This window comes from Streptomyces sp. M41, from assembly GCF_043673425.1.
Lineage (GTDB): Bacteria > Actinomycetota > Actinomycetes > Streptomycetales > Streptomycetaceae > Streptomyces.
Genome location: NZ_JBIMKE010000001.1, coordinates 118,185 through 139,590 on the forward strand (window position 1 = coordinate 118,185; position 21,406 = coordinate 139,590).

The 21,406-nt window shown below is 70.7% G+C and carries 21 protein-coding genes; 16 read left to right on the forward strand and 5 right to left on the reverse strand.

The genetic code is table 11. The features are described from left to right. The first annotated feature begins 297 nt into the window (after positions 1 to 297). From ACHBTE_RS00560 to ACHBTE_RS00605, 10 genes are all read left to right on the forward strand, one after another. Positions 298 to 1,380, forward strand: a complete 1,083-nt coding sequence (locus tag ACHBTE_RS00560) for a beta-ketoacyl-ACP synthase III (RefSeq protein WP_394721218.1) — start codon at positions 298 to 300, stop codon at positions 1,378 to 1,380. A 45-nt stretch (positions 1,381 to 1,425) separates the two neighbouring features. Beyond that, positions 1,426 to 1,662: an acyl carrier protein gene (locus ACHBTE_RS00565; RefSeq protein ID WP_394721219.1), complete on the forward strand. Its 237-nt coding sequence runs from the start codon at positions 1,426 to 1,428 to the stop codon at positions 1,660 to 1,662. An 80-nt stretch (positions 1,663 to 1,742) separates the two neighbouring features. Beyond that, positions 1,743 to 2,633, forward strand: a complete 891-nt coding sequence (locus ACHBTE_RS00570) for a TauD/TfdA dioxygenase family protein (RefSeq protein ID WP_394721220.1) — start codon at positions 1,743 to 1,745, stop codon at positions 2,631 to 2,633. Next, positions 2,630 to 3,172: an FcoT family thioesterase gene (locus tag ACHBTE_RS00575; protein ID WP_394721221.1), complete on the forward strand. Its 543-nt coding sequence runs from the start codon at positions 2,630 to 2,632 to the stop codon at positions 3,170 to 3,172. Before ACHBTE_RS00570 ends, ACHBTE_RS00575 begins: the two co-directional genes overlap by 4 nt. A gap of 93 nt (positions 3,173 to 3,265) precedes the next feature. Further along, positions 3,266 to 4,870: a long-chain-fatty-acid--CoA ligase gene (locus ACHBTE_RS00580; RefSeq protein ID WP_394721222.1), complete on the forward strand. Its 1,605-nt coding sequence runs from the start codon at positions 3,266 to 3,268 to the stop codon at positions 4,868 to 4,870. Between the two features lie 49 nt (positions 4,871 to 4,919). Further along, positions 4,920 to 5,174, forward strand: a complete 255-nt coding sequence (locus tag ACHBTE_RS00585) for a phosphopantetheine-binding protein (protein WP_394721223.1) — start codon at positions 4,920 to 4,922, stop codon at positions 5,172 to 5,174. Continuing rightward, the gene (locus tag ACHBTE_RS00590; protein WP_394721224.1) at positions 5,161 to 9,540 is read left to right on the forward strand and encodes an amino acid adenylation domain-containing protein; all 4,380 of its coding nucleotides are present in this window, start codon (positions 5,161 to 5,163) and stop codon (positions 9,538 to 9,540) included. Before ACHBTE_RS00585 ends, ACHBTE_RS00590 begins: the two co-directional genes overlap by 14 nt. Before the next feature lie 89 nt (positions 9,541 to 9,629). Next, a complete protein-coding gene (locus ACHBTE_RS00595; RefSeq protein ID WP_394721225.1) occupies positions 9,630 to 10,670 on the forward strand; it encodes an ABC transporter substrate-binding protein in 1,041 nt (346 codons plus the stop codon). 56 nt (positions 10,671 to 10,726) lie between these two features. Next, positions 10,727 to 11,692 (forward strand): FecCD family ABC transporter permease, encoded by a 966-nt coding sequence (locus ACHBTE_RS00600; RefSeq protein ID WP_394721577.1) that lies wholly within the window; start codon positions 10,727 to 10,729, stop codon positions 11,690 to 11,692. A 10-nt stretch (positions 11,693 to 11,702) separates the two neighbouring features. Continuing rightward, positions 11,703 to 12,569 carry an ABC transporter ATP-binding protein gene (locus ACHBTE_RS00605; RefSeq protein WP_394721226.1) on the forward strand — a complete coding sequence of 289 codons (867 nt, stop codon included), beginning with the start codon at positions 11,703 to 11,705 and terminating at the stop codon, positions 12,567 to 12,569. 7 nt (positions 12,570 to 12,576) lie between these two features. On the opposite strand, the gene ACHBTE_RS00610 is transcribed toward ACHBTE_RS00605, so the two are convergent. After that, positions 12,577 to 13,197 (reverse strand): DJ-1/PfpI family protein, encoded by a 621-nt coding sequence (locus ACHBTE_RS00610; protein WP_394721227.1) that lies wholly within the window; start codon positions 13,195 to 13,197, stop codon positions 12,577 to 12,579. Positions 13,198 to 13,426: 229 nt separating this feature from the next. Here ACHBTE_RS00610 and ACHBTE_RS00615 point away from each other — a divergent pair, with 229 nt between their 5' ends. Beyond that, entirely contained in the window at positions 13,427 to 13,702 is a 276-nt protein-coding gene (locus ACHBTE_RS00615; RefSeq protein WP_394721228.1) for a hypothetical protein, read from the forward strand. A 166-nt stretch (positions 13,703 to 13,868) separates the two neighbouring features. Here ACHBTE_RS00615 and aztA read toward each other — a convergent pair whose 3' ends face one another. Beyond that, on the reverse strand, positions 13,869 to 14,612 hold the full coding sequence (gene aztA / locus ACHBTE_RS00620) for a zinc ABC transporter ATP-binding protein AztA (RefSeq protein WP_394721229.1): 744 nt from the start codon (positions 14,610 to 14,612) through the stop codon (positions 13,869 to 13,871). Positions 14,613 to 14,626: 14 nt separating this feature from the next. On the opposite strand from aztA, the gene aztB reads away from it, so the two are divergent. The 4 genes from aztB to aztD all read left to right on the forward strand — a co-directional run bounded on the left by aztB (position 14,627) and on the right by aztD (position 19,107). Next, positions 14,627 to 15,604, forward strand: coding sequence for a zinc ABC transporter permease AztB (gene aztB, locus ACHBTE_RS00625; protein WP_394721230.1), 978 nt, complete (start codon positions 14,627 to 14,629; stop codon positions 15,602 to 15,604). Positions 15,605 to 15,619: 15 nt separating this feature from the next. Next, the gene (locus ACHBTE_RS00630; RefSeq protein WP_394721231.1) at positions 15,620 to 16,858 is read left to right on the forward strand and encodes a hypothetical protein; all 1,239 of its coding nucleotides are present in this window, start codon (positions 15,620 to 15,622) and stop codon (positions 16,856 to 16,858) included. Continuing rightward, positions 16,855 to 17,814 (forward strand): zinc ABC transporter substrate-binding protein AztC, encoded by a 960-nt coding sequence (gene aztC, locus ACHBTE_RS00635; RefSeq protein ID WP_394721232.1) that lies wholly within the window; start codon positions 16,855 to 16,857, stop codon positions 17,812 to 17,814. Before ACHBTE_RS00630 ends, aztC begins: the two co-directional genes overlap by 4 nt. A 93-nt stretch (positions 17,815 to 17,907) precedes the next feature. Then, positions 17,908 to 19,107 carry a zinc metallochaperone AztD gene (aztD, locus tag ACHBTE_RS00640; RefSeq protein ID WP_394721233.1) on the forward strand — a complete coding sequence of 400 codons (1,200 nt, stop codon included), beginning with the start codon at positions 17,908 to 17,910 and terminating at the stop codon, positions 19,105 to 19,107. A gap of 73 nt (positions 19,108 to 19,180) precedes the next feature. Here the strand turns inward: aztD and ACHBTE_RS00645 are convergent, their stop codons facing one another. Next, positions 19,181 to 19,717, reverse strand: coding sequence for a Fur family transcriptional regulator (locus ACHBTE_RS00645; RefSeq protein ID WP_394721234.1), 537 nt, complete (start codon positions 19,715 to 19,717; stop codon positions 19,181 to 19,183). 33 nt (positions 19,718 to 19,750) lie between these two features. Here ACHBTE_RS00645 and ACHBTE_RS00650 point away from each other — a divergent pair, with 33 nt between their 5' ends. After that, entirely contained in the window at positions 19,751 to 20,113 is a 363-nt protein-coding gene (locus tag ACHBTE_RS00650) for an ArsR/SmtB family transcription factor (RefSeq protein WP_394721235.1), read from the forward strand. A gap of 164 nt (positions 20,114 to 20,277) precedes the next feature. Here the strand turns inward: ACHBTE_RS00650 and ACHBTE_RS00655 are convergent, their stop codons facing one another. Continuing rightward, the gene (locus tag ACHBTE_RS00655; protein WP_394721236.1) at positions 20,278 to 21,003 is read right to left on the reverse strand and encodes a cation transporter; all 726 of its coding nucleotides are present in this window, start codon (positions 21,001 to 21,003) and stop codon (positions 20,278 to 20,280) included. Positions 21,004 to 21,005: 2 nt separating this feature from the next. Continuing rightward, the gene (locus tag ACHBTE_RS00660) at positions 21,006 to 21,341 is read right to left on the reverse strand and encodes an ArsR/SmtB family transcription factor (protein ID WP_394721237.1); all 336 of its coding nucleotides are present in this window, start codon (positions 21,339 to 21,341) and stop codon (positions 21,006 to 21,008) included. Positions 21,342 to 21,406: the final 65 nt, after the last annotated feature.

The window sequence follows — 21,406 nt, forward strand, 5'->3', positions numbered from 1 at the left end:
CCGGAACCCCTCCCCGGACCGTCGCTCTCGCGCCCACCGTGCCGCCATGCGCCGGAGTGCCGCCGGATGACACAGCGCCGGACGACGCACCTGGGAACAGGAAGCCCTACCGGGCCGCCCTGTGCCCGTCCGCCCACCGGGCCATCACGAACCTGACGGCCCACCCGGCCGCCGAGCACCCAAGTCCCGCCGGACAGACAGCCACCGCCCACCAGCCGCGCTTCCCAAGAGCCCCATCCAAGAGCCGCTTCCCGGCACACCCGAGTGCCGGATCCCGTTCACGCCTGGAGTACGCCCATGTCCTACGCCGCCGTCGGCCCAGCCGTGCCCGCCGTGCCGCCCGCCGCCGTCCTGTGCGGAGTCGGTGCCTGGGTGCCGCCCCGCGTGGTGACCAACGACGAGCTCGCGATACGGCTCGACACCGACGACACCTGGATCCGCACTCGCACCGGCATCCGCGCCCGTCATGTGCTCGAACCCGGCCAGGCCACATCCGACCTCGCCGTCGAGGCGGGCCGCCGCGCGCTCGCCTGTGCCGGCATCGTGGCCGGGGAGGGCGTGGACGCCGTGGTTGTCGCCACGACCACACCCGACCGCACCTGCCCGGGCACCGCGCCGCTCGTCGCGGCCCGGCTCGGCCTGACCGGAGCGGCCGCGTTCGACGTGGCCGCCGTCTGCACGGGCTTCGTCTATGGCCTCGCCACCGCCGCCGGACTCATCACGGCCGGGGTCGCCCGACGCGTACTGCTCATCGGCGCCGACGCCTACTCGACCATCGTCGACCCGCTGGACCGTGCCAACGCCATCATCTTCGGCGACGGAGCCGGGGCGGTCGTACTGCGCGCCGGAAACGCGGACGAGCCCGGCGCGGTCGGCCCCTTCGACCTCGGCAGCGACGGCGCCCACGAAGACATGATCATGGTGGCGGCGGGCGGTTCCCGGCAGCCGGTGACACTCGACGGAACCAGCCGCACCGACCGGCACTTCGCGATGCGCGGCAAGGAGGTCTACCGGCACGCCGTGACCCGGATGACCGAGTCGGCGCGCACCGTGCTCAGCAAGGCCGGCTGGAAGACCGACGACGTCGACCACTTCGTACCCCACCAGGCCAACCTACGCATCCTGTGCTCGGTCGCCGACGACCTCGAACTGCCCCGGGAGCGCTGCGTCACGCACGTGGAGTCCGTGGGCAACACCGGCGCCGCGTCCATCCCGCTCGCGCTCGCCGACGCGGCCGCCCGGCGGACGCTCACCCCCGGCGACCGGCTGCTGCTCACAGCGTTCGGAGGCGGCCTCACCTGGGGCTCCTGCCTACTGACCTGGCCCACGCTGCCGACGCCGGCCCCACCGCACCACCAGGGAGAGCACAGGACTCCATGACAGGGAGCGCACAGCACCCCCACGACAGGAGAGGAAAGCACCCCCATGAGCACCACCTACGAACGGCTCGTCGACATCCTCGGCCGGCTGCACGACACCCCCGCCGACCAGATCAGGCCGGACGCGACCTTCGGTGAACTCGACGTCGACTCACTGACGATGGTCGAGATCAGCATCCGCATCGAACGCGATCTCGGCGTGATCGTCCCGGACAGCGAGCTCCAGCCCGACCTGACGCTCGCAGCGACCGTAGAGCTGATCGAGGCCCGGCAGGTTGCCTGAAGCGCCAAGCGCAACGGCCGTACTCCAGTGGCCGGTTGTACAACACCGTCCGAGCACCTCACCAGGAAGGACTTCCCACCATGCGTATCACCGACCAGCCCGGCGCGACCCTGGGCGCCATCGTCGAGGACTTCGACCACACCACCGCCTCCGACGCCGACGTCGAGGCCCTCAAGCAGGCCGTCTACACCAAGAAGATCGCCGTCCTGAAGAACCAGGACCTCACCCCGCAGGCCTTCCTGGAACTCGGCAAGCGCCTCGGCCGCCCGGAGACCTACTACGAGCCGATGTACCAGCACCCGGAGGTCCCGGAGGTCTTCGTCTCCTCCAACGTGCCCGAGAACGGCAAGCAGATCGGCGTACCCAAGACCGGCAAGTTCTGGCACGCCGACTACCAGTTCATGCCCGACCCCTTCGGTATCACCCTCATCTACCCGCAGGTGATCCCGGAGAAGAACCGCGGGACCTACTTCATCGACATGGGCCCCGCCTACAAGCGGCTGCCCGAGGAGCTGAAGAAGGAGATCGAGAACACGTACTGCACGCACTCGGTGCGCAAGTACTTCAAGATCCGCCCGCACGACGTCTACCGCCCTATATCGGAGATCATCGAGGAGGTCGAGCGGAAGACCCCCGCTGTGCGCCAGCCGACCACCTTCACCCATCCGATGACCGGCGAGACCGTCCTCTACATCAGTGAGGGCTTCACCGTCGGCATCGAGGACGCCGAGGCCAAGGCGATCGACGAAGAGCTTCTGAAGCGGCTGTTCGAGGCGACCGGCCAGTACGACGACAGCTTCGAGCACCCGAACATCCACCTGCAGAGCTTCGAGAAGGGCGACCTGCTGGTGTGGGACAACCGCAGCCTGATCCACCGCGCCCGGCACACCACGACACCGGAGCCCACGGTGTCGTACCGCGTCACCGCGCACGACGAGCGCAAGCTGCACGACGGGATCGCCACCGCATGACCGCCACCGCCGACCCGGCGGCCGAACCGCGGGCCGCTCACGAAACGGACGAGGAACTGCTCGCGCGGGTCCTCGTGCCGTACAAGGCGCACTGCAAATACCTGCTGTCGGCCGTCGTGACCGCGAGCGACGGACTCTCCTCCGCCCGCTGCGAGTTCGCCATCCCGGAGTCCTGCTACATCGACGACACCGGCCACCTGAACTCGGTCGAGGTGAACATCGCCTACAACCAGATGATGTACTACCTGGTCGCCAAGTCCGTACAGGAGAAGCTGCTGACGGGCTTCGAGGACTGGACCCTCGACGACTTCTGGCGGCACCAGCTGCCGGACATCCTCATCGCCCGCTTCGCCTCCCAGTTCCGCCGGCCGGTCAACCCCCGTTCCTTCGCGGGGGAGATGGAGTTCCGGTCGGTCACCCGGCGCGCGCCGGGCGGCGCCGACCCCTTCCTGCACGCCCAGACCGTGCACCGGTACTGGGACGCCGCCGGCGGCCGCTGCGACGGCGAGGCGACGCTCGCCTTCGTCAACATCGGCTGAACCCGCCGCCGCACCCACCCAGAGCACAGCCCATCCCACGGACGAGCACTCCACGGACGAACACCTCACGGACGAACAGGACGGAGCCCCTGCATGGACGTGTCCCCGGCACTGGCCGAAACCGAATCCGTACCCACCCCGCCGCTCCCGACCCGCCCCCGCACCCTGGTCGAAACCGCCCGCCTGCACGCCGAGCGGCAGCCGGACATCCCGGCCGTACTCTGCGAGGGCCGCACCCTCACCTACGGCGCGCTGCACCAGGAGAGCAACCGCATCGCGCACGCCCTGCGGGCCGCCGGTCTGGAGCCCGGTGACCGGATCGCCTACCTCGGCAAGGAGTCCGAGCACTACTACGAGATCCTGTTCGCCTGCGCCAAGACCGGCACTGTTCTCGTCCCGGTGAACTGGCGGTTGACGGCGCCCGAGGTGAGCCACATCCTCCAGGACTCCGGCACCCGGATGCTGTTCCTGGGGGAGGAGTTCCGGCGCATCGTCGACGCCATGCCGACCGAGCCGCCGGAGATCGTCGTCGCCCTCGACAGCGAGGACGGCTTCCCTGCGTGGCGGGCGACGCATGCTGTCACCGACGTCGGCACCTTCGAGGCCACGCGGGACACACCGATCGCCCAGCTCTACACCAGCGGCACCACCGGACTGCCCAAGGGCGTCGTCCTCGCCCACCGCAGCTTCTTCGCCATCGCGGACTCCATGGCCGAGGCGGGCGTGGACTGGATCGACTGGCGGCCGGGAGACATCGCCCTGATCGGCATACCCGGCTTCCACATCGGTGGCCTGTGGTGGGCCACCCAGAACTTCAACGCGGGTACGACCGCGGTCGCGATGCGTGCCTTCGCCGCCCGTCAGGCCGTCGACCTGATCCGCGACCTCGGCATCACCACCGCCTGCGTCGTCCCGGCCATGCTCCGCATGATGCTCGGCGAGCCCGGCGTCGACGCCAAGGACTTCACCACTCTGCGCAAGACCGTCTACGGCGGCTCCCCGATCTCCGAGGCACTGCTGACCGAGAGCCTCGCCGTCCTGGACTGCGAGTTCGCCCAGATCTACGGCCTGACCGAGACCGGCAACACCGCCATCTGCCTGCCTCCCGCCGCCCACCTGCGCGGTACCCCACTGATGCAGGCGGCCGGCCGGCCGTATCCCGGCGTACGCGTGAAGGTCATCGACGACGAGGGCCGGGAGCTGCCCGCCGGTGCCGTGGGCGAAGTGTGTTTGGCCACGCCCGCGCACATGGTCGAGTACTGGCACCTGCCCGACAAGACCGCCGAGACGCTCGTCGACGGCTGGGTCCACACCGGCGACGCCGGATACGTCGACACCGACGGCTACCTCTTCATCCGGGACCGCATCAAGGACGCCATCCTCGTCGCCGGCGAGAACGTCTACCCCGCGGAGATCGAGAACGCCCTGGAACACCACCCCGGTGTCGCCGAGGCCGTCATCGTCGGCGCTCCGGACGAACGGTGGGGCGAGTACGTGCACGCCTTCGTCGTCCCCGCCGAGGGGGACCGGCCCAGCCCCCGGGACCTGCACACCTTCCTCGTCCCCCGGCTCGCAGCCTTCAAGCTCCCCGCCCGCTACGAGTTCATCGAGCACGTGCCGCGCAACCCCAGCGGCAAGATCCTGCGCCGCGAACTGCGCGACCGCTTCTGGGGCGACGCCGAGCGCAAGGTCAACTGATCGCCTCCCACCAGCCATTCGGCCGAGCTATTCGAAAGAGACCCACACCATGGCTTCTCCCCTCACCCTGGAGACGTTCCGTGCCGACCTCGCGGAACACCTCTACCAGCAGCCCGACGAAGTCGACCTGGACGGCGGCCCGTTCGACGCCGGTCTCGACTCGCTGCGCATCGTGACGCTGATCGAGCAGTGGCGGGAGGCGGGCGTCGAGGTCACCTTCGTGGAACTCGCCGAACGCGCGACGTTCGCCGACTGGTGGCAGCTGCTCTCCGAGCGGACAGGAGCGGTCCGTGCAGACGACTGACCGCGCCACCACTGGCTCCACTGTCTCGGGAAACCCGTTGCTGGCCGCCCAGGAGGGCATCTGGACCGGCCAGCGCCTGGACCCGGACAGCCCTGCCTACAACACCGCCGAGTACGTCCTCATCGACGGCCCGGTGGACGGGGACGTCTTCGACACCGCGCTGCATCAGGTCGTCGCCGAGACGGAGGCGCTGAACGTGGCCTTCGTCGTGGACGACGAAGGCCGTGCGCACGAGGTCCCCGCCCCGGCCGACGGCTGGCGGCTGCACCGGGCCGACCTGACCGCCGAGTCCGACCCGCTCGCCGCGGCCCTGGCCTGGATCGCCGAGGACATGGACCGCCCGGTCGACCTCGCCCGCGGCCCCGTCTTCGGGCACGCCCTGCTGCGCCTCGCCGACGACCGCTTTCTCTGGTACCACCGCGTGCACCACATCGCCCTGGACGGCTTCGGTCTGTCCTTGGTGGCCAGGCGGGTCGCCGACGTCTACACGTCGCTCCTGGCCGGTGAGCCCATCGGGGACAGCGGCTTCGGCACCCTGGCCGCGGTGCGCGAGGAGGAGACCGCCTACCGTGCCTCCGAACGCCGCGCCCGCGACCGCGCCCACTGGACCGAGCGCTACGCGGACCGCCCCGACGTGGCGAGCCCGGCCGGCCGTACCGCCCTGCCCGCCCGCACCTTCCACCGGCACGTGGCCGACCTGGACCCCGAGCGCGCGAAGGCCCTGCGGACCGGAGCCCGGGACCTGAAGGTGACCTGGTCCGAGGTGGTCCTCGCCGTGACGGCCGCCCACCTGCACCGCATGACCGGCGCCCCCGAGATCGTCCTCAGCGTCCCCGCCATGGGCCGCCTCGGCTCCGTCTCGCTGCGCGTGCCCTGCATGGTCCGCAACATCCTGCCGCTGCGGGTGAAGGTCTCGGCCACCGACACCCTGCGCGACCTGGTGGCCCGTGTCTCGGCGGAGCTGCGCTCCGGCCTGCCCCACCAGCGCTACCGCTACGAGCAGTTGCGCCGCGACCTCAAACTGGTGGGCGGACAGCGACGGTTGTCCGGCCCCGGCGTGAACATCATGCCGTTCGAGTACGACCTGCGCTTCGCCGGTCATCGCAGCACGGTCCACAACGTCTCCGCCGGGCCGGTCGACGACCTCGCCTTCAACGTCTACGACCGCTCCGAGGGCGGCGGCCTCAGGTTCGCCGTCGACGGCAACCCGGGACTGTACGACGCCGAGGACGTGACCGCGCACCAGCGGCGCCTGTTTGCCTTGCTCGACGCGGCCGTCGCCGCCCCCGACGAGCCGCTCGGCGTCCTGGCCCCGGACTCCGCGCACACCACCGCCCCCGTCCTCCTCGACGGCGGACCGCTGCCGCGCCCCGAGCGCCCGGTGCTCGCGCTGATCGCCGACCACGCGGCCCGGCGCGGGCGGACCATCGCCGTGGAGCACGACGGCCAACACCTCACCTACGCAGGGCTGTTCGGCTCGGCGTGCGAGATCGCCCGGCGCCTCTCGGAGCGGGGCATCGGCCGGGGCGATCTGGTCGCCGTCGCCCTGCCCCGCGGCATCGACGCGGTCACCGCTCTGCTGGGTGTCCTGCTGTCCGGGGCGGCGTACTGCCCGCTCGACCCCGCCGCGCCCGTGAGCCGCACCACCGGACTGCTTGCCTCCGCCCGCCCTGCCCTCGTCCTCACCACGGGAGAGACGGACACCGCCCGCCACACCCCCCACCCCGTCCTCCGGCTCGACACCCCGGACCCGGGGAACTCCGAGCCCAGGTCCGCCCCGCCGACGGCCCCGCACCTGGACGACCTCGCCTACGTCATCCACACCTCCGGCTCCACCGGGCGGCCCAAGGGCGTGGCGACCGGCCACCGCGCGCTGGCCCGCTTCGTCGCCGGCGCCGGCCACCGCTACGGGATGCGCCCCGAGGACCGGGTCCTGCAGTTCGCGCCGCTGCACTTCGACGCCAGCGTGGAGGAGATCTTCCTGACGCTGTGCACGGGCGCCACCCTGGTGATCCGCTCCGACGGCATGACCGACTCGGTGGCGGGTTTCCTCGGCGAATGCCAGCGACTGCGGGTCAGCTTCCTCGACCTGCCCACGGCCTACTGGCACGAGATCGCCTACGCGGTCGCCACCGGCTCGGCCGCCGTGCCCGAGTCCGTCCGTACGGTCGTCATCGGCGGCGAGGCGGCCCTCGCGGACCGGGTCGAACGGTGGCGCAAGGCCGTCGGCACGTCCGTCCGCCTCTTCAACACCTACGGGCCGACCGAGGCGACGGTCGTGGCCACCGTCGCCGACCTCCACGACTCCGCCCTCGCAGCCGGCGACGTCCCGATCGGTCTGCCGCTGCCGGGTACCCGGGCCGCCGTGGTCGACGGCGAGCTGTATCTGCTGGGCGACAACCTGGCCGACGGCTACCGGGACGCGTCCGAGCACGACGCCGCCAGGTTCGCACCCCTGTCCGGGCTGCCCGGCCTGTCCGGCGCCCCCCGCGCCTACCGCACCGGCGACCTGGTCGAGGTCGGCGGCGACGGCCAACTGCGCTTCCGGGGCCGGGCCGACGACGAGTTCAAGATCAGCGGCCACCGGGTGCAGCCCGCCGAGGTGGAGAACGCGCTGCTGGCCCACCCGGACGTGCGGGACGCGGCCGTCGTGGGCGTGGTGCTCCCCGACGGCACGCGCCGGCTCGCGGCCCACCTCGTCGCGGGCACCAGGATCCCGACGGCCGCGGGCATCCGGGACCATCTCCGGGCACGACTCCCGGCCGCGATGATCCCGTCCGTCATCGAGTTCCTCGACGGGCTGCCCCGTACGTCCTCCGGAAAGACGGACCGGGCGCGCCTGGCCGCCCTCGCCACGGCACCCGCCACCGAGGACCACGGCTTTGACGGGACCCTCCTGCGTACGGTCACCGGCGTCTGGTCACAGGTGCTGGGAGGAGCCCAGGTCGGCCCGCACGACGACGTGTTCGACCTCGGCGCACAGTCCCTCCAGGCCATCCAGGCCGCCAACCGCCTCGGCGTCGAACTCGGCCGGGACCTCAAGGTCGCCTGGCTCTTCCAGTACGCCACGCCGGCGGAACTGGCCCGGCACCTGGGCCGGCAGGAAGCACGGCCCGACGCCCAGCCAGAGGAGCCCGCACCTCAGTTGCCGCCCACCCTGCTCGCCGACGCCGCACTCGCCCCGGACCTGCGACCGGGCAACGGCCCGCGCCCGCCCCAGGAACCGAACCGCGTCCTGCTGACCGGTGCCACCGGCTTCGTCGGCGCCCACCTGCTGGCCCAACTGCTGAAACGGACCGGCGCCGAGATCGTCTGCGCCATCCGCGCGCAGGACGAGGCCGAGGCGACCGCCCGCGTCCACACCGCCCTGCGGACGCACGCGGTCCTCCCGTCCGGCTCGGCGCTCGGCCGGATCACCGCCGTACCCGCCGACCTCGCGCAGCCCCGACTCGGCCTCACCGAGGCGCGGCTCGACGAGCTGGCCGCCACCTGCGACGCGATCTTCCACAACGGGGCGACGGTCAGCATCATGCGCGAGTACGCCACCCTGCGCGGCGCCAACACCGAGTCGACCCGGCAGCTGCTGCGGATGGCCGCCGAGCGCGCGATCCCCCTCCACTTCGTCTCCACCCTCTCCGTGGCCCCGCCCCGCTCCCTCGCCCCCGAGGTACCGGAGGACTTCCTGCCCGCACACCCCGGACTGCGCTACGGCTACCAGCAGTCCAAGTGGGCCTCCGAACGGCTCCTGGAACAGGCCGTCGAACGGGGCTTCCCGGTGACTGTGCACCGGCTCGGCCGGGTCGTGGGACCTGCCGCCACAGGGCACGTCAACGAGCGGGACTTCCTGTGGAGCGTGCTCAGAGCGGGCGTACCGGAGGGGATCGTCCCCGAACTGTTCGAGGCGGAGACCTGGAACCCGGTCGACGAGGTGACGGCGGCCGTCGTCCATCTCGCCCTCACTCAACCGGTATCGACGGCACGGGTGTTCAATCACGCCGCCGACGCTCCCGTCCGGTTGACCGACGTCTACGCCTGGCTGGCGGAGTACGGCTACCCGTGCCAGGTCCTGCCGCTCGCCGAGTGGCGGGCCCGACTGCCGCGTTCCGCGCCGGACGCCGCCGCCATGCTGGCCTTCTTCGACTCCTGGACACCGACCCCCGACGCCTCGACCGGCCTCGGCCTGGGACGGATCCTCGCCGACAACGTGCGGACCGGCCTGCGGGGCGCGGGCGTCGACTCCACGCCGGTCGACCGCATGGTGTTCTTCCGCTACCTGGACCACTGCGTCGCGTCGGGCGCCCTGCCCGCGCCCGACAACCGATCCCGGGCGGCGACACGATCCCAAGTCGGCCGATCCGCAGATTAGTCGGGCACCGCCGGGAACCAGCCCCCAACATCATCCGACTACTACGACAGAACCTGAGTCACACACGACTCCGCACCCAAGGAGCCCGCATGTCGAAGCAACGGCCGGTCGCCGTCGCCCTGGTCGCGTCCCTCTGTCTGCTCACAACGGCATGCGCCGAGTCCTCGGAGAACTCCAAGGACTCGAAGAGCACCGACAAGGCTGCCGGCGCCAAGTCCGGCTATCCCGTCACCCTCGACAACTGTGGAGTGACCGAGGAGTTCACCAAGGCTCCGAGCCGGGTCGTCGTCATGAACGGCGCCTCGGTCGCCGAGGTCTCCACTCTGCTGTCCCTGGGCCTCCAGGACAAGATCGTCGCCAACCAGCAGACGTACGGCATGTCCGAGGTACCGGGCCGCGCCGACGCCATCAAGAAGCTGCCCACCGGCGACGTCAAGCAGAACGACGCCTTCGACATCCCGCGAGAGGCGATGCTCGGCCTGCGCCCGGACCTGGTGCTGTCCACCACCGCGTACGGCTACGACGAGAAGAACGGCTTCGCGACCCGCGACCAGCTCAAGGAGGCGGGCGCCAACTCCTATGTCTCCCCGCAGGGCTGTGACCAGGACACCTCCAAGATGACCATCGCCGACAGCTACCAGCTGATGCGCGACATGGGCAAGGTCTTCAACGTCAGTGACAAGGCCGAGAAGCTGATCGCCGACTCCGAGAAGAACATCACCGCGGTCTCGGACCAGGTCAAGAGCGAGAAGAAGCCCAAGGTCATGGTGCTCTTCTCCAACATGGCCATGGGCGGCAACGACTTCAGCTCGGTCGTCGCCAAGGGCATCTACAACGACATCCTCGCCAAGGCCGGCGGCTCCAACGCCTTCGAGAACGCCTCCAAGACGTCCTTCGCCGACCTCAGCAAGGAGAAGGTGGCCGCCACCGACGTCGACGCCCTCGTCGTCATCGGATACAACGACCCGAACCCGGGTGCGTACGCCAAGAAGCTTCTCAAGGAGTTCCCGCAGTGGCCCGCGGCCAAGAACAACAAGTACGTGACGCTGTCGGACTCGATGTACCTCGGCCCCAGCAACGACCTGGCCGTGGAGAAGATCGCAAAGATGCTGCACCCCGACGCCTTCTGAGCCGTCTCGGCGTATGGGGAGGTTCCCTCGTCCTGCTGGCCGTGCTGATCGCCACCATGATCGTGGCGATCAGCATCGGCGCGGTCAACATCCCCGTCGGTGACGTCTGGGGCGTCGTCGTGCACCACGTCACCGGGCAGGGCGCCACGAGCGATCCGGCGACGGACCAGATCGTCTGGAAGTTCCGCACCCCACGCGTCGTCCTGGCCGCACTCGTCGGCGCCGGACTCGCCGTGACCGGCGCGGTGCTCCAGACCCTGGTCTCCAACCCGCTTGCCGACCCCATCGTCCTGGGCTTCTCCTACGGCGCCTCCCTCGGCGCCGTCCTCGTCATCACCCTGGGCGGCGCAGCCCTCGGCGGGATCGGCGTCTCCGGTGCCGCCTTCGTAGGTGCGCTGGCGGCCGGTGTGCTGGTCTTCGCCCTCGGCCGACGGGCGGGCCGACTCGCACCGACCCGGCTGGTGCTGGCCGGTGTCGCCGTCGGATACGTCCTGCTGTCGGCGACCAGTTTCATCCAACTCCAGGCCACACCGACAGAGTTGCGGACGGTCATGTTCTGGATGCTGGGCAGCGTGGCCGGCGCCCAGTGGAGCCAACTGCCCGCCGTGACCGTAGTCGTACTCGTCTGCACCGCGCTGCTCGCCCTGTTCGGCAAGCGCCTCAACGCCCTGCTGGCCGGGGACGAGTCGGCGACCGCACTCGGCGTGGACGTCAACCGGCTGCGCGCCCTGCTGCTGGTGATCAGCGCCCTGCTCACCGGCACGGTCATCGCGGTCGCGGGCAGCATCGGCTTCGTCGGCCTGATGATCCCGCACCTCGTCCGCCTCACCCTGGGCGCCGACCACCGCAGACTCCTGCCGCTGACCGCGCTGCTCGGCGCGATCTACCTCGTCCTCGTGGACCTCCTCTCCCGCACCGTCAACCGCCCCAACGAACTGCCCCTGGGCATCCTCACCGCCCTGCTGGGCGCCCCCTTCTTCCTGTGGCTGCTGCGCCGCAACAAGGGCCTGGACAACGTATGAGGCGCACCGTATGAAACTCACCGTGGACCAGCTCCACCTCGCCCTGGACCGCACCCCCATCCTGCGGGACGTGAACCTGGAGGTCCGCCCAGGAGACATCGTCGGCCTCGTCGGCCCCAACGGCAGCGGCAAATCCACCCTGTTGCGTGCCGTCTACCGCTCGCTGCGCCCCGCCGGCGGAGTCGTCCGGGTCGGCGGGGACGACGTGTGGTCCCTGTCGACCCGCGCCGCGGCCCGCCGCACCGCCGCCGTGCTCCAGGACACCGGCGGCAACACCAGCGGACTCACGGTCGCCGAGATCGTCGCCCTGGGCCGCACTCCGCACCACGGGCTGCTCGGGCGGGACGGGGAGGAGGACCGCCGTGCGGTCGATGAGGCGATCGACCGGTGCGGGGTACGGCCGTTCGCCGACCGGGACCAGACCACCCTCTCCGGAGGCGAACGCCAGCGCGTCCTGCTGGCCCGGGCCCTCGCCCAGCAACCGCACCTGCTGGTCCTGGACGAACTCACCAACCACCTCGACATCAGGGCGCGCTTCGAACTCCTCGACCTGATCCGGGCCACAGGCATCACCACCCTCGCCGTCCTGCACGACCTCGACCTCGCGGCCCGCCTCTGCGACCAGCTGGTGGTCCTCCACGAGGGCACGGTGGTGGCTGCCGGACCGGTCCTGGACGTCCTCACGCCCGAACTGCTGCGCAAGGTCTTCGGAGTCCGCGCCCGCACGGACCGGCATGCCGACGGGGTCGTCCGTATCACCTACGACGCCCGGCCCCTCGCCGACGACGAAGCACCCGACGAGGCACCCGAAGTGCCGTATGAGGACAGTCCGCGGGCAGCGGAGCGCCAGGCGCCCGCCGCCACCGTCGAGCGCTGAGGCGGTATCAGGCTCCCGGCGTGGCGGTGGCCGGAGCCTCGTACTGGATGCCCGAGCGCGTCAACTCGCCCGCCTCGGCACCGTCGAGGCGGGCGACCAGATGCAGAGCCATGTCGATACCGGCCGACACGCCGGCGCTCGTGATGACCTCCCCGTCGTCGACGTAGCGCTCCTCGCGTACGTCGATACCAGGGTCCAGCTTCGCGAGCTTGCCGAGGTGTTCGCGGTGGGTCGTCGCCGGCCGTCCCGTCAGCAGCCCGGCTGCGGCCAGCACCAGGGAGCCGGTGCACACACTGGCCAGCAGGGTGCCCTCACCGTGCAGCGCGTGAAGCCACGCCAGGTGCTCCTCGTCGCGGATCAGCCCGCGGGTTCCGTCACCGCCCGGATGCACCAGTACGTCGAGCGGTGGCATCGAGGCCGTCGAGTGGTCGACGAGGAGCCTGAGTCCCTTGGCGCACCGGACCACCTCCGCATCCCCGGCTGCGACGGTCACCACCCGCACGGAACGGCCGGCCACGTGCGCGGCCCAGAACCCCAGGACCTCCCAGGGGCCCACCACGTCCAGTTCCTCCGCATCCTCGAACAACAACACGCCGATGGTCAGCTCGGGGTCGGTCGTCCGCGACATGTTCCTCCACCGTTCGAGCCGCGAGGGCGCGGCGATCCTCGTGGCCGCCGCCGTGGACCGCGGGCACACTCTCGAAACAGAAGTCGTACGCCGAGCCCGCCTGGTTCCCGGCTCCGGGCCGCGCGGGCTGGCGACCGGGTGCCGGTGCAGTCGGCGTCACAGCCCGCCTTCCTGTCGCCTGATATCAACCGGGATCGGCGGCCCGCTCGCGCCGCTGGCCACGATCGGTGTGCTGCAGCTGGCGCGGATCGGCCTGATCGTCGTGAAGGACACGTGGGCGTCGCGCGTGTCCGCGCGGGTCAAGGAGACGGTGCGTGAACGCATCACGCTGAAGCTGATGGAGATCGGGCAGGGCCAGGCGCAGCGGATGCGTACCGGCGATCTTCAGTCGACGCTCGTGGACTCCGTCGAGTACCCACTCCCCGGTCCCTATGCCTCGCGCCCGACGGTATGGCGAGGCCGACGCTGCCCCACGGGGTACTGGAGCGGCGAGGCGCACGGTTGAGGCTGCCCGGTGGTGTGTGGGGTGGCGTGGACCGCTTCGTGGCGATCGCCCATGGGGGAAGCACCTGTCGAAGTCGGCAGACGGTGCGGCGGGACCCCGATGGATAGGGCTCATGCCGCGCGAGGCAGGGAGCGCCGAACGGCGACGCCGAGTGGGCCGTCCCGCCTCACGCCGGCTGCCAGATCCGGGCGAGGGCCTCGGCGGTGAGCACTTCCTCGGGTGTGCCCCGTGCGACCAGCCGTCCGTCGCTGAGCAGCAGACAGGCGTCCGCCGCGCGGGCGGCTTCCAGGTCGTGCGTGGCCTGGACGACGGTGGTGCCGTCGGCGACCAGTTCCGTCAACAGCGCCGCGATCCGCTCGCGGGCCTCCGGGTCGAGTCCGGTGGTCGGCTCGTCCAGCAGCAGGAGGTCGGACCGCTGGGCGAGGCCCTGCGAGATCAGCACGCGCTGGCGCTGACCGCCCGACAACTCCCCGAGCTGACGGCCGGAGAGGTCGGCGACGCCCAGCCGGTCCATGGCCGAGTCGACCACCGTCCTGTCCTGTACGGTCAGCCGCCGCCACAGGCCGCGCTCTCCCCAGCGCCCCATCTCCACCGTCTGCCGCACCGTGAGCGGCAGCGCGTCGCCGACGGCACCGCGCTGCGGCACGAACGCCGGCGGACGGCCTCCGGAATACCGGAGCTGTCCGGCTGTGGTCTCGATCACGCCGGCGAGGACACCGAGCAGGGTGGACTTCCCGCTCCCGTTCGGCCCGACGAGCACCGTCATGGCCAAGGCCGGTATCTCCGCGGTGAGTTGGCGTAGTACGGGTCTGCCCGGGTAGCCGGCGTCCAGGTCGGTGACCCGTATGCGCGGGCTCCCTTTCTCCGGGGCCGGGGCTTCACGGTGATTGTTATTGAACATGGTTGTCATTGTAGTGTCATCGTATGGAGTGGTTGACGGCGCCTTTCGAGGTGACCTTCGTGCAGCGGGCCTTGTGGGCCGGGATTCTGGTGTCGGCCATATGTGCCCTGGCCGGCACATGGGTGGTGCTCAGAGGGATGGCCTTCCTCGGTGACGCCATGTCCCACGGACTGCTGCCGGGAGTCGCGGTCGCCGCGCTGCTCGGGGGCAACCTCATGGTGGGAGCGCTGGTGAGCGCGGCCGTCATGACCGCCGGCGTCACCGCCCTCGGCCGTGCGCCGAGACTGTCCCAGGACACCGGTATCGGACTGCTCTTCGTCGGCATGCTGTCCCTGGGCGTCATCATCGTGTCGAGGTCGCAGTCGTTCGCGGTCGACCTGACCGGGTTCCTCTTCGGCGACGTCCTCGCCGTACGCGAGAGCGACCTGGCGCTTCTGGGGGCGGCGTTGCTGCTGGCGCTGACCGTCGCGGTGGTCGGTCACCGTGCCTTCCTGGCCCTGGCGTTCGACGCCCGCAAGGCCCGAACGCTCGGCCTGCGCCCCCGCCTGGCCCACGCCGTGCTGCTCGGACTGCTGGCCCTGGCCATCGTGGCCTCCTTCCACATCGTGGGAACGCTGCTGGTCCTGGGCCTGCTCATCGCCCCACCGGCGGCTGCCCTGCCCTGGGCGCGCAGCGTGAGCGGCGTCATGCTCCTCGCGGCGGCCATCGGCGCGACCGCCACGTTCGGCGGCCTGCTGCTCTCGTGGCATCTGAGCACCGCGGCCGGAGCGACCGTCTCCGCCCTGGCGGTCAGCCTGTTCTTCCTGTCCCATCGGGTGTCCGGAGTGCGCCACCGACGCCGCGCCCGCCTCGCGGAACTCCCCGCCCCCACTCCCGCGGTGCCTGCGAACGCTCCCACCTCCGTGGTGACTGCGACGACCCCCACCTCCGTCGTGACTGCGAACACGCCCACTCCCACGGGCATCCCGACCACCCCCACGACCCGACCGAACGAAACCTGACTGAGGCGATCTCCCTTGTTCGTCCGAAGAGACGTCATATCCCCGGTGTCGGCGCTCCTGGCTCTCGCCCTGCTGACCGCGGGCTGCGCGAGCGGCGGCGACACCGAGTCCTCCAAGCCCGGCTCCCCTTCCTCCGCGACACCCCACGGCTATGTCGAAGGAGCCACCGAGGCCGCGGAGCAGCAGTCCCGGCTGGTGCTCGGCGATCCCGGTACCGGCGACACGAGGGTCCTGGACCTGATCAGCGGCAAGGTCCACGAGACCGCCCGGAGAACAGGCGTCACCGAACTCACCACGGACGGCCGCTTCGGCTACTTCCACGGCACGAACGGCACCCACGTCCTCGACAGCGGCGCATGGATGGTCGACCACGGCGACCACGTGCACTACTACCGGGCGGCGATCCGGGACGTCGGCGACCTGCCGGGCGGTACCGACGCCCTGGTTCGCAGCGACGCCGGCGTGACCGTCGTGACCGCGGTGGACGGCCGCGCGAAGGCGTATCCCCGCGCCGGTCTGGAGAAGGGCGCGATCGGCACCCCGGTCGGGCTTCCCGGCTCCTACACCGGGGCCGTCGTGCCCTACGAGGAGCACCTGATCGCACTCACACAGGGCGGGGAGGACCCCGCGAGGGTCGTCGTGCTGAACCGCTCGGGCAAGCGGGTCGCCTCACCGGAGGCCGTTTGCGAGGAGCCGCGAGGCGACGCCGTCACCCGCCGCGGCCTCGTCCTCGGCTGTGCCGACGGCGCCCTGCTCGTGCGTGAGGACGACGGCGCCTTCACCGCCGAGAGGATCCCGTACGGCGAGGACGTACCGAAGCAAGAGCGGGCCAGGGAATTCCGTCACCGCGCGGGCAGCACCACGCTCACCGCACCCTCCGGCAAGAACGCCGTCTGGGTCCTGGACGTGACCGAGCGTGCCTGGACGCGGGTGAGGACCGGCACGGTCGTCGCCGCCAACACCGCAGGCGAGGGCGCCCCGCTGGTCGTCCTGGAGACCGACGGAGCCCTGCACGGCTACGACATCGCCGACGGCAAGGAGTCCGCGGTCACCGGCCGGCTGCTTCAGGACGTCCCCGAGACCGCGACCGAAGCGGGCACGGCACCGGTGATCGAGATCGACCGGAGCCGGGCCTACCTCAACGACCCGGAAGGCAAGCGCGTGCACGAGATCGACTACAACGACAGCCTCCGCGTGGCCCGTACCTTCGACCTGGACATCCGGCCGTACCTGATGGCGGAGACGGGACGATGAGCGTGCGCGTACAGGCGGCGCGGGTCCGCGCCCTGGTCCTGACCCTGATCAGCTTCTTCGTCCTCGCCGGCACGGCGACCGGCTGCGCGGGCGGTGACGACCGGCCCAAGGTCGTGGTGACGACCAACATCCTCGGTGACATCACCCGCGAGATCGTCGGGGGCGAGGCGGACGTCAGCGTCCTGATGAAGCCCAACGCGGACCCGCACTCCTTCGGTCTGTCGGCCGTGCAGGCGGGCGAGTTGGAGAACGCCGACCTGGTCGTCTACAACGGGCTGGGTCTGGAAGAGAACGTTCTGCGGCACGTGGAGGCCGCCCGCGAGTCGGGCGTGGCCACCTTCGCGGCCGGCGAGGCGGTCGACCCGCTCACCTTCCACACCGGTGACGAGGGCGGCCCCGACGAGGAGGCGGGAGAACCCGACCCGCACTTCTGGACCGACCCCGACCGGGTACGCAAAGCCGCCGGACTGATCGCGGACCAGGTGGTCGAACACGTCGACGGCGTGCGCGAGAAGGCCGTCCGTGACAACGCCGAACGCTACGACGGCAAACTCACGGACCTCACCACCTGGATGGAGAAGTCCTTCGCCGCGATACCCGAGGACCGCCGTGCCCTGGTGACCAACCACCACGTCTTCGGATACCTGGCCGACCGCTTCGGCTTCCGGGTGATCGGCGCCGTCATCCCCAGCGGCACGACCCTCGCCTCACCCAGCTCCTCCGACCTGCGCTCCCTCACACAGGCCATGAAGGAGGCCGGCGTACGCACCGTCTTCGCCGACTCCTCCCGGCCCACCCGGCTGGCCGAGGTCCTGCGCCAGGAGATGGGCGGCGACGTGGACGTCGTCCCGCTGTACTCCGAGTCGCTGACCGAGAAGGGCAAGGGCGCCGGCACCTACCTGGAAATGATGCGCGCCAACACCTCGGCCATGACCGAGGGCCTCACCGGCGACTGAACGAACTTCCCCGCGGTCCGGCGTACTCGACGCCGAACCGCCCCACCCCCACCCGGAAAACCGCCCCACGAGGGCCGGAGAGGAAACACGCAGATGGACAAGTCGACAAGCACCAGAGCGCTCACGGGCACGGCCCTCGCCCTGGCGGCGGCCATGGCGCTGACGGCCTGCGGCGGGAACGACGACGCCTCCTCCGACGCCAAGCCGAAGCAGGCCAAGGGCAGCGAGGCCGTGGCGGTGAAGAACCCGCTGGTCGCGTCGTACGACGGGGGACTGTACGTCCTCGACGGCGAGACCCTGAAGCTCGCCAAGACGGTCGAACTGCCGGGCTTCAACCGCGTCAACCCCGCGGGCGACGAGGACCATGTCGTCATCTCCACCGACAGCGGCTTCCGTGTGTTCGACGCCGCCCGGCAGACCTTCACGGACGCCGAGTTCAAGGGCGCCAAGCCCGGCCATGTCGTCCAGCACGGCGGCAAGACGGTCCTGTTCACCGACGGCACGGGAGAGGTGAACGTCTTCGACCCCGCCGGCCTCGCCGACGGCAAGAAGCCGCAGTCCCGCAGCTACACCTCCGCCGAACCCCACCACGGCGTCGCCATCGAGCTGACCAACGGCGAACTGCTCAGCACCCTGGGAACCGAGGAGAAGCGCATCGGCGCTCTGGTCCTGGACAAGAACAACAAGGAGATCAAGCGCGCCGAGAACTGCCCCGGCGTGCACGGGGAAGCCGCCGCGGAGGGGGAGGCGATCGCCGTCGGCTGTGAGGACGGTGTCCTGATCTACAAGGACGGAGAGTTCACCAAGGTCGACGCCCCCGACGACTACGGCCGTATCGGCAACCAGCGAGGCAGCGACCTCTCGCCGGTCCTCCTGGGTGACTACAAGACCGACGCGGAGGCGGAGCTGGAGCGGCCCACCCGCATCTCGCTGATCGACACCCGTACGGCGCAGCTGCGTCTGGTCGACCTCGGCACCAGCTACTCCTTCCGCTCGCTCGCCCGCGGCCCCCAGGGCGAGGCGCTCGTGCTCGGCACCAACGGCACCCTCCACGTCATCGACCCGGAGACCGGCAAGGTCGAGAAGAAGATCGACGCGGTCGACGACTGGACGGAACCGCTGGACTGGCAGCAGGCCAGGCCGACCCTCTTCGTCCGCGACGACACGGCCTACGTCTCCGAGCCGGGCAAGCGCCAACTGCACTCCTTCGACCTGGAGTCGGGCAAGAAGCTCAACTCCGTGACCCTGCCGAAGGGCACCAACGAACTGTCCGGTGTCGTCGCCGGCCACTGACCGGTCCCGTACCGACGGATCCCCCTGGCGCCCGTCCACACGAGGTGGGCGGGCGCCGCGCCGCGCAGGCGAGTCAGTCGGCCGAGCCGTTCACGGCGGGAGTGACGCGGCATCGGACGCAGATGCCGGTCAGTTCCACGGTGTGCTCCACCTCCGCGAACCCGGAGGTCTCGGCCACGTTCTCCGCCCAGCGTTCCACCGTGTCCGCCTCCACTGCCCTGCTGAGGCCGCAGGAGCGGCAGACTAGATAGTGGCGGTGTCCGTCGGTGGGCCGGGGGCGGTAGAGCCGTTCCCCGGTCCTCTCGCGAATGACGTCGACCTGCCCGGAGTGGTCCAGGACATGAAGTGTCCGGTACACCGTGGTCAGGCCGATCGTGACGCCGTCGGCTTCGAGCACTTCGTGCAGGTCCTGGGCGGAGGCGAAGCCCCCATGGGAGTGCAGTGCGCTCAGGACGGCCTTCCGCTGTCGTGTCGTGCGCCGTGGCGCTGGTGGTTTCGTCGTCGGTACGTCGCGCAGGACGCCCACCTCCCATGGGCCGGGGGTCGGTTGAACGCGTGCCCGGTGGACGCCGCAGGCGAGGCGGCCACTCGGCTCAGCGAGATGCACCACATGATAATCGTTTTCATTCGACGTTAGAGGCTTATGGGAGTCCGCGGCGATGCGTACGCTCGTGGGGTGCTGACCGTCGCTACCGAGGTCGAGGTGCTGGCCAGGTTCGGCCGCGCGCTCGCCGATCCGATTCGCTGTCGTGTGCTGCTCCTCCTGCGGGACGCACCCTCCTATCCTGCAGACCTGGCCGACGCCCTCGGCATCTCCCGGACCCGGCTGTCGAATCATCTGGCATGCTTGCGCGACTGCGGCCTCGTGGTGGCCGTGCCGGACGGGCGTCGTACGCGGTACGAGATCGCCGACGAGCGTCTCGGTCACGCCCTGGATGATCTGCGCACCGCCGTGGTGGCGGTGGAGACTGACCGCTCCTGCGAGGACTCGGGGGTCGAAGTCTGATGCTGATGGCCGCAGTCCACGGAACTCCTGCCGCGTGTCAGGGCACCGCGTAGCCCGTCAGTGGCGAGGGCTGCCGCTTGGGCGAGGCCAACGAACGTTGCTGCAGGGGCCCGAGGCGGCGCCGTCTCTCCGACCGGTAGCGAAGCCCCTTGTGGCGGGCCCGGCTAGTGGCAGCAGTCGCATCCGGGCGGGCAGTCGTCGCATCCGTCGTCCGCCTTGGCGGCGGCGGAGAGCACCACCCCGGCGGTGGGTGCGCAGCAGCCCTTGCCCTGCCACGCGTCGCGGCCTTCCTTGACGGCGATCGCGGCGATGGCGAGGGCGGCGATGGGGTCGGCCCAGGACCAGTCGAGGGTGGCGTTGAGGACCAGCCCCGCCAGGAGGACGGCGGACAGGTAGGTGCACAGCAGGGTCTGCTTGGAGTCCGCGACGGCCGAGGCGGAGCCGAGTTCACGGCCGGCCCGGCGTTGGGCGGCGGACAGGAACGGCATGACCGCGAGGGACAGGGCGGCGATGACGATCCCGGGGATGGATCGTTCGGCTTCCCCGGTGCCGGTCAGTGCCCGGACGGCGTCGACACTGACATACGCGGCGAGTGCGAAGAAGGAGACCGCGATGATGCGCAGGGTGCGCTGCTCGCGGGCTTCGCGGACGGCGTGGTCGGAGGCCGAGAACTGCCAGGCGACGGCGGCCGCGGAGGACACCTCGATCACCGAGTCGAGCCCGAAGCCGATCAGCGCCGTCGAGGAGGCCATCGCCCCGGCGGTGATCGCGACGACCGCCTCGACGACGTTGTAGGTGATGGTCGCGGCGACCAGCAGCCGTATGCGGCGGGACAGCGCCTCACGTCGCGCCGGGGAGGGGACGAGAGATACCGATATGCCGGCGGCCATGATCAGCAGCACCCCTTCTCGTCGGCTTCCGCACAGGTGCGGTCGGTCTCGACGGCGACCACGGCGGTACGCAGGTCGTCGAGCGCGTGGCCGAGACGCTCGTCGGCGAGCTCGTACCGGGTGCGGCGGCCGTCGGGAACCGTGACGACCAGCCCGCAGTCACGCAGGCACGCGAGGTGGTTCGACAGCCGGGTCCGGGAGACGCCCAAGGCGTCGGCCAGATCGGCGGGGTAGCGGGGATTGTCGCTCAGGGCGAGCAGGATGCGGCAGCGAATCGGGTCGGCGAGCGCGCGGCCGAACCTGGCCAGCACCTCGATGTCGGAGGCAACGGTCAGCACACCCACAACAGTACAGGTGATCCTGAATTCAGAAAATCGTGTACCGTCCCGCGTCTTTGATTGCG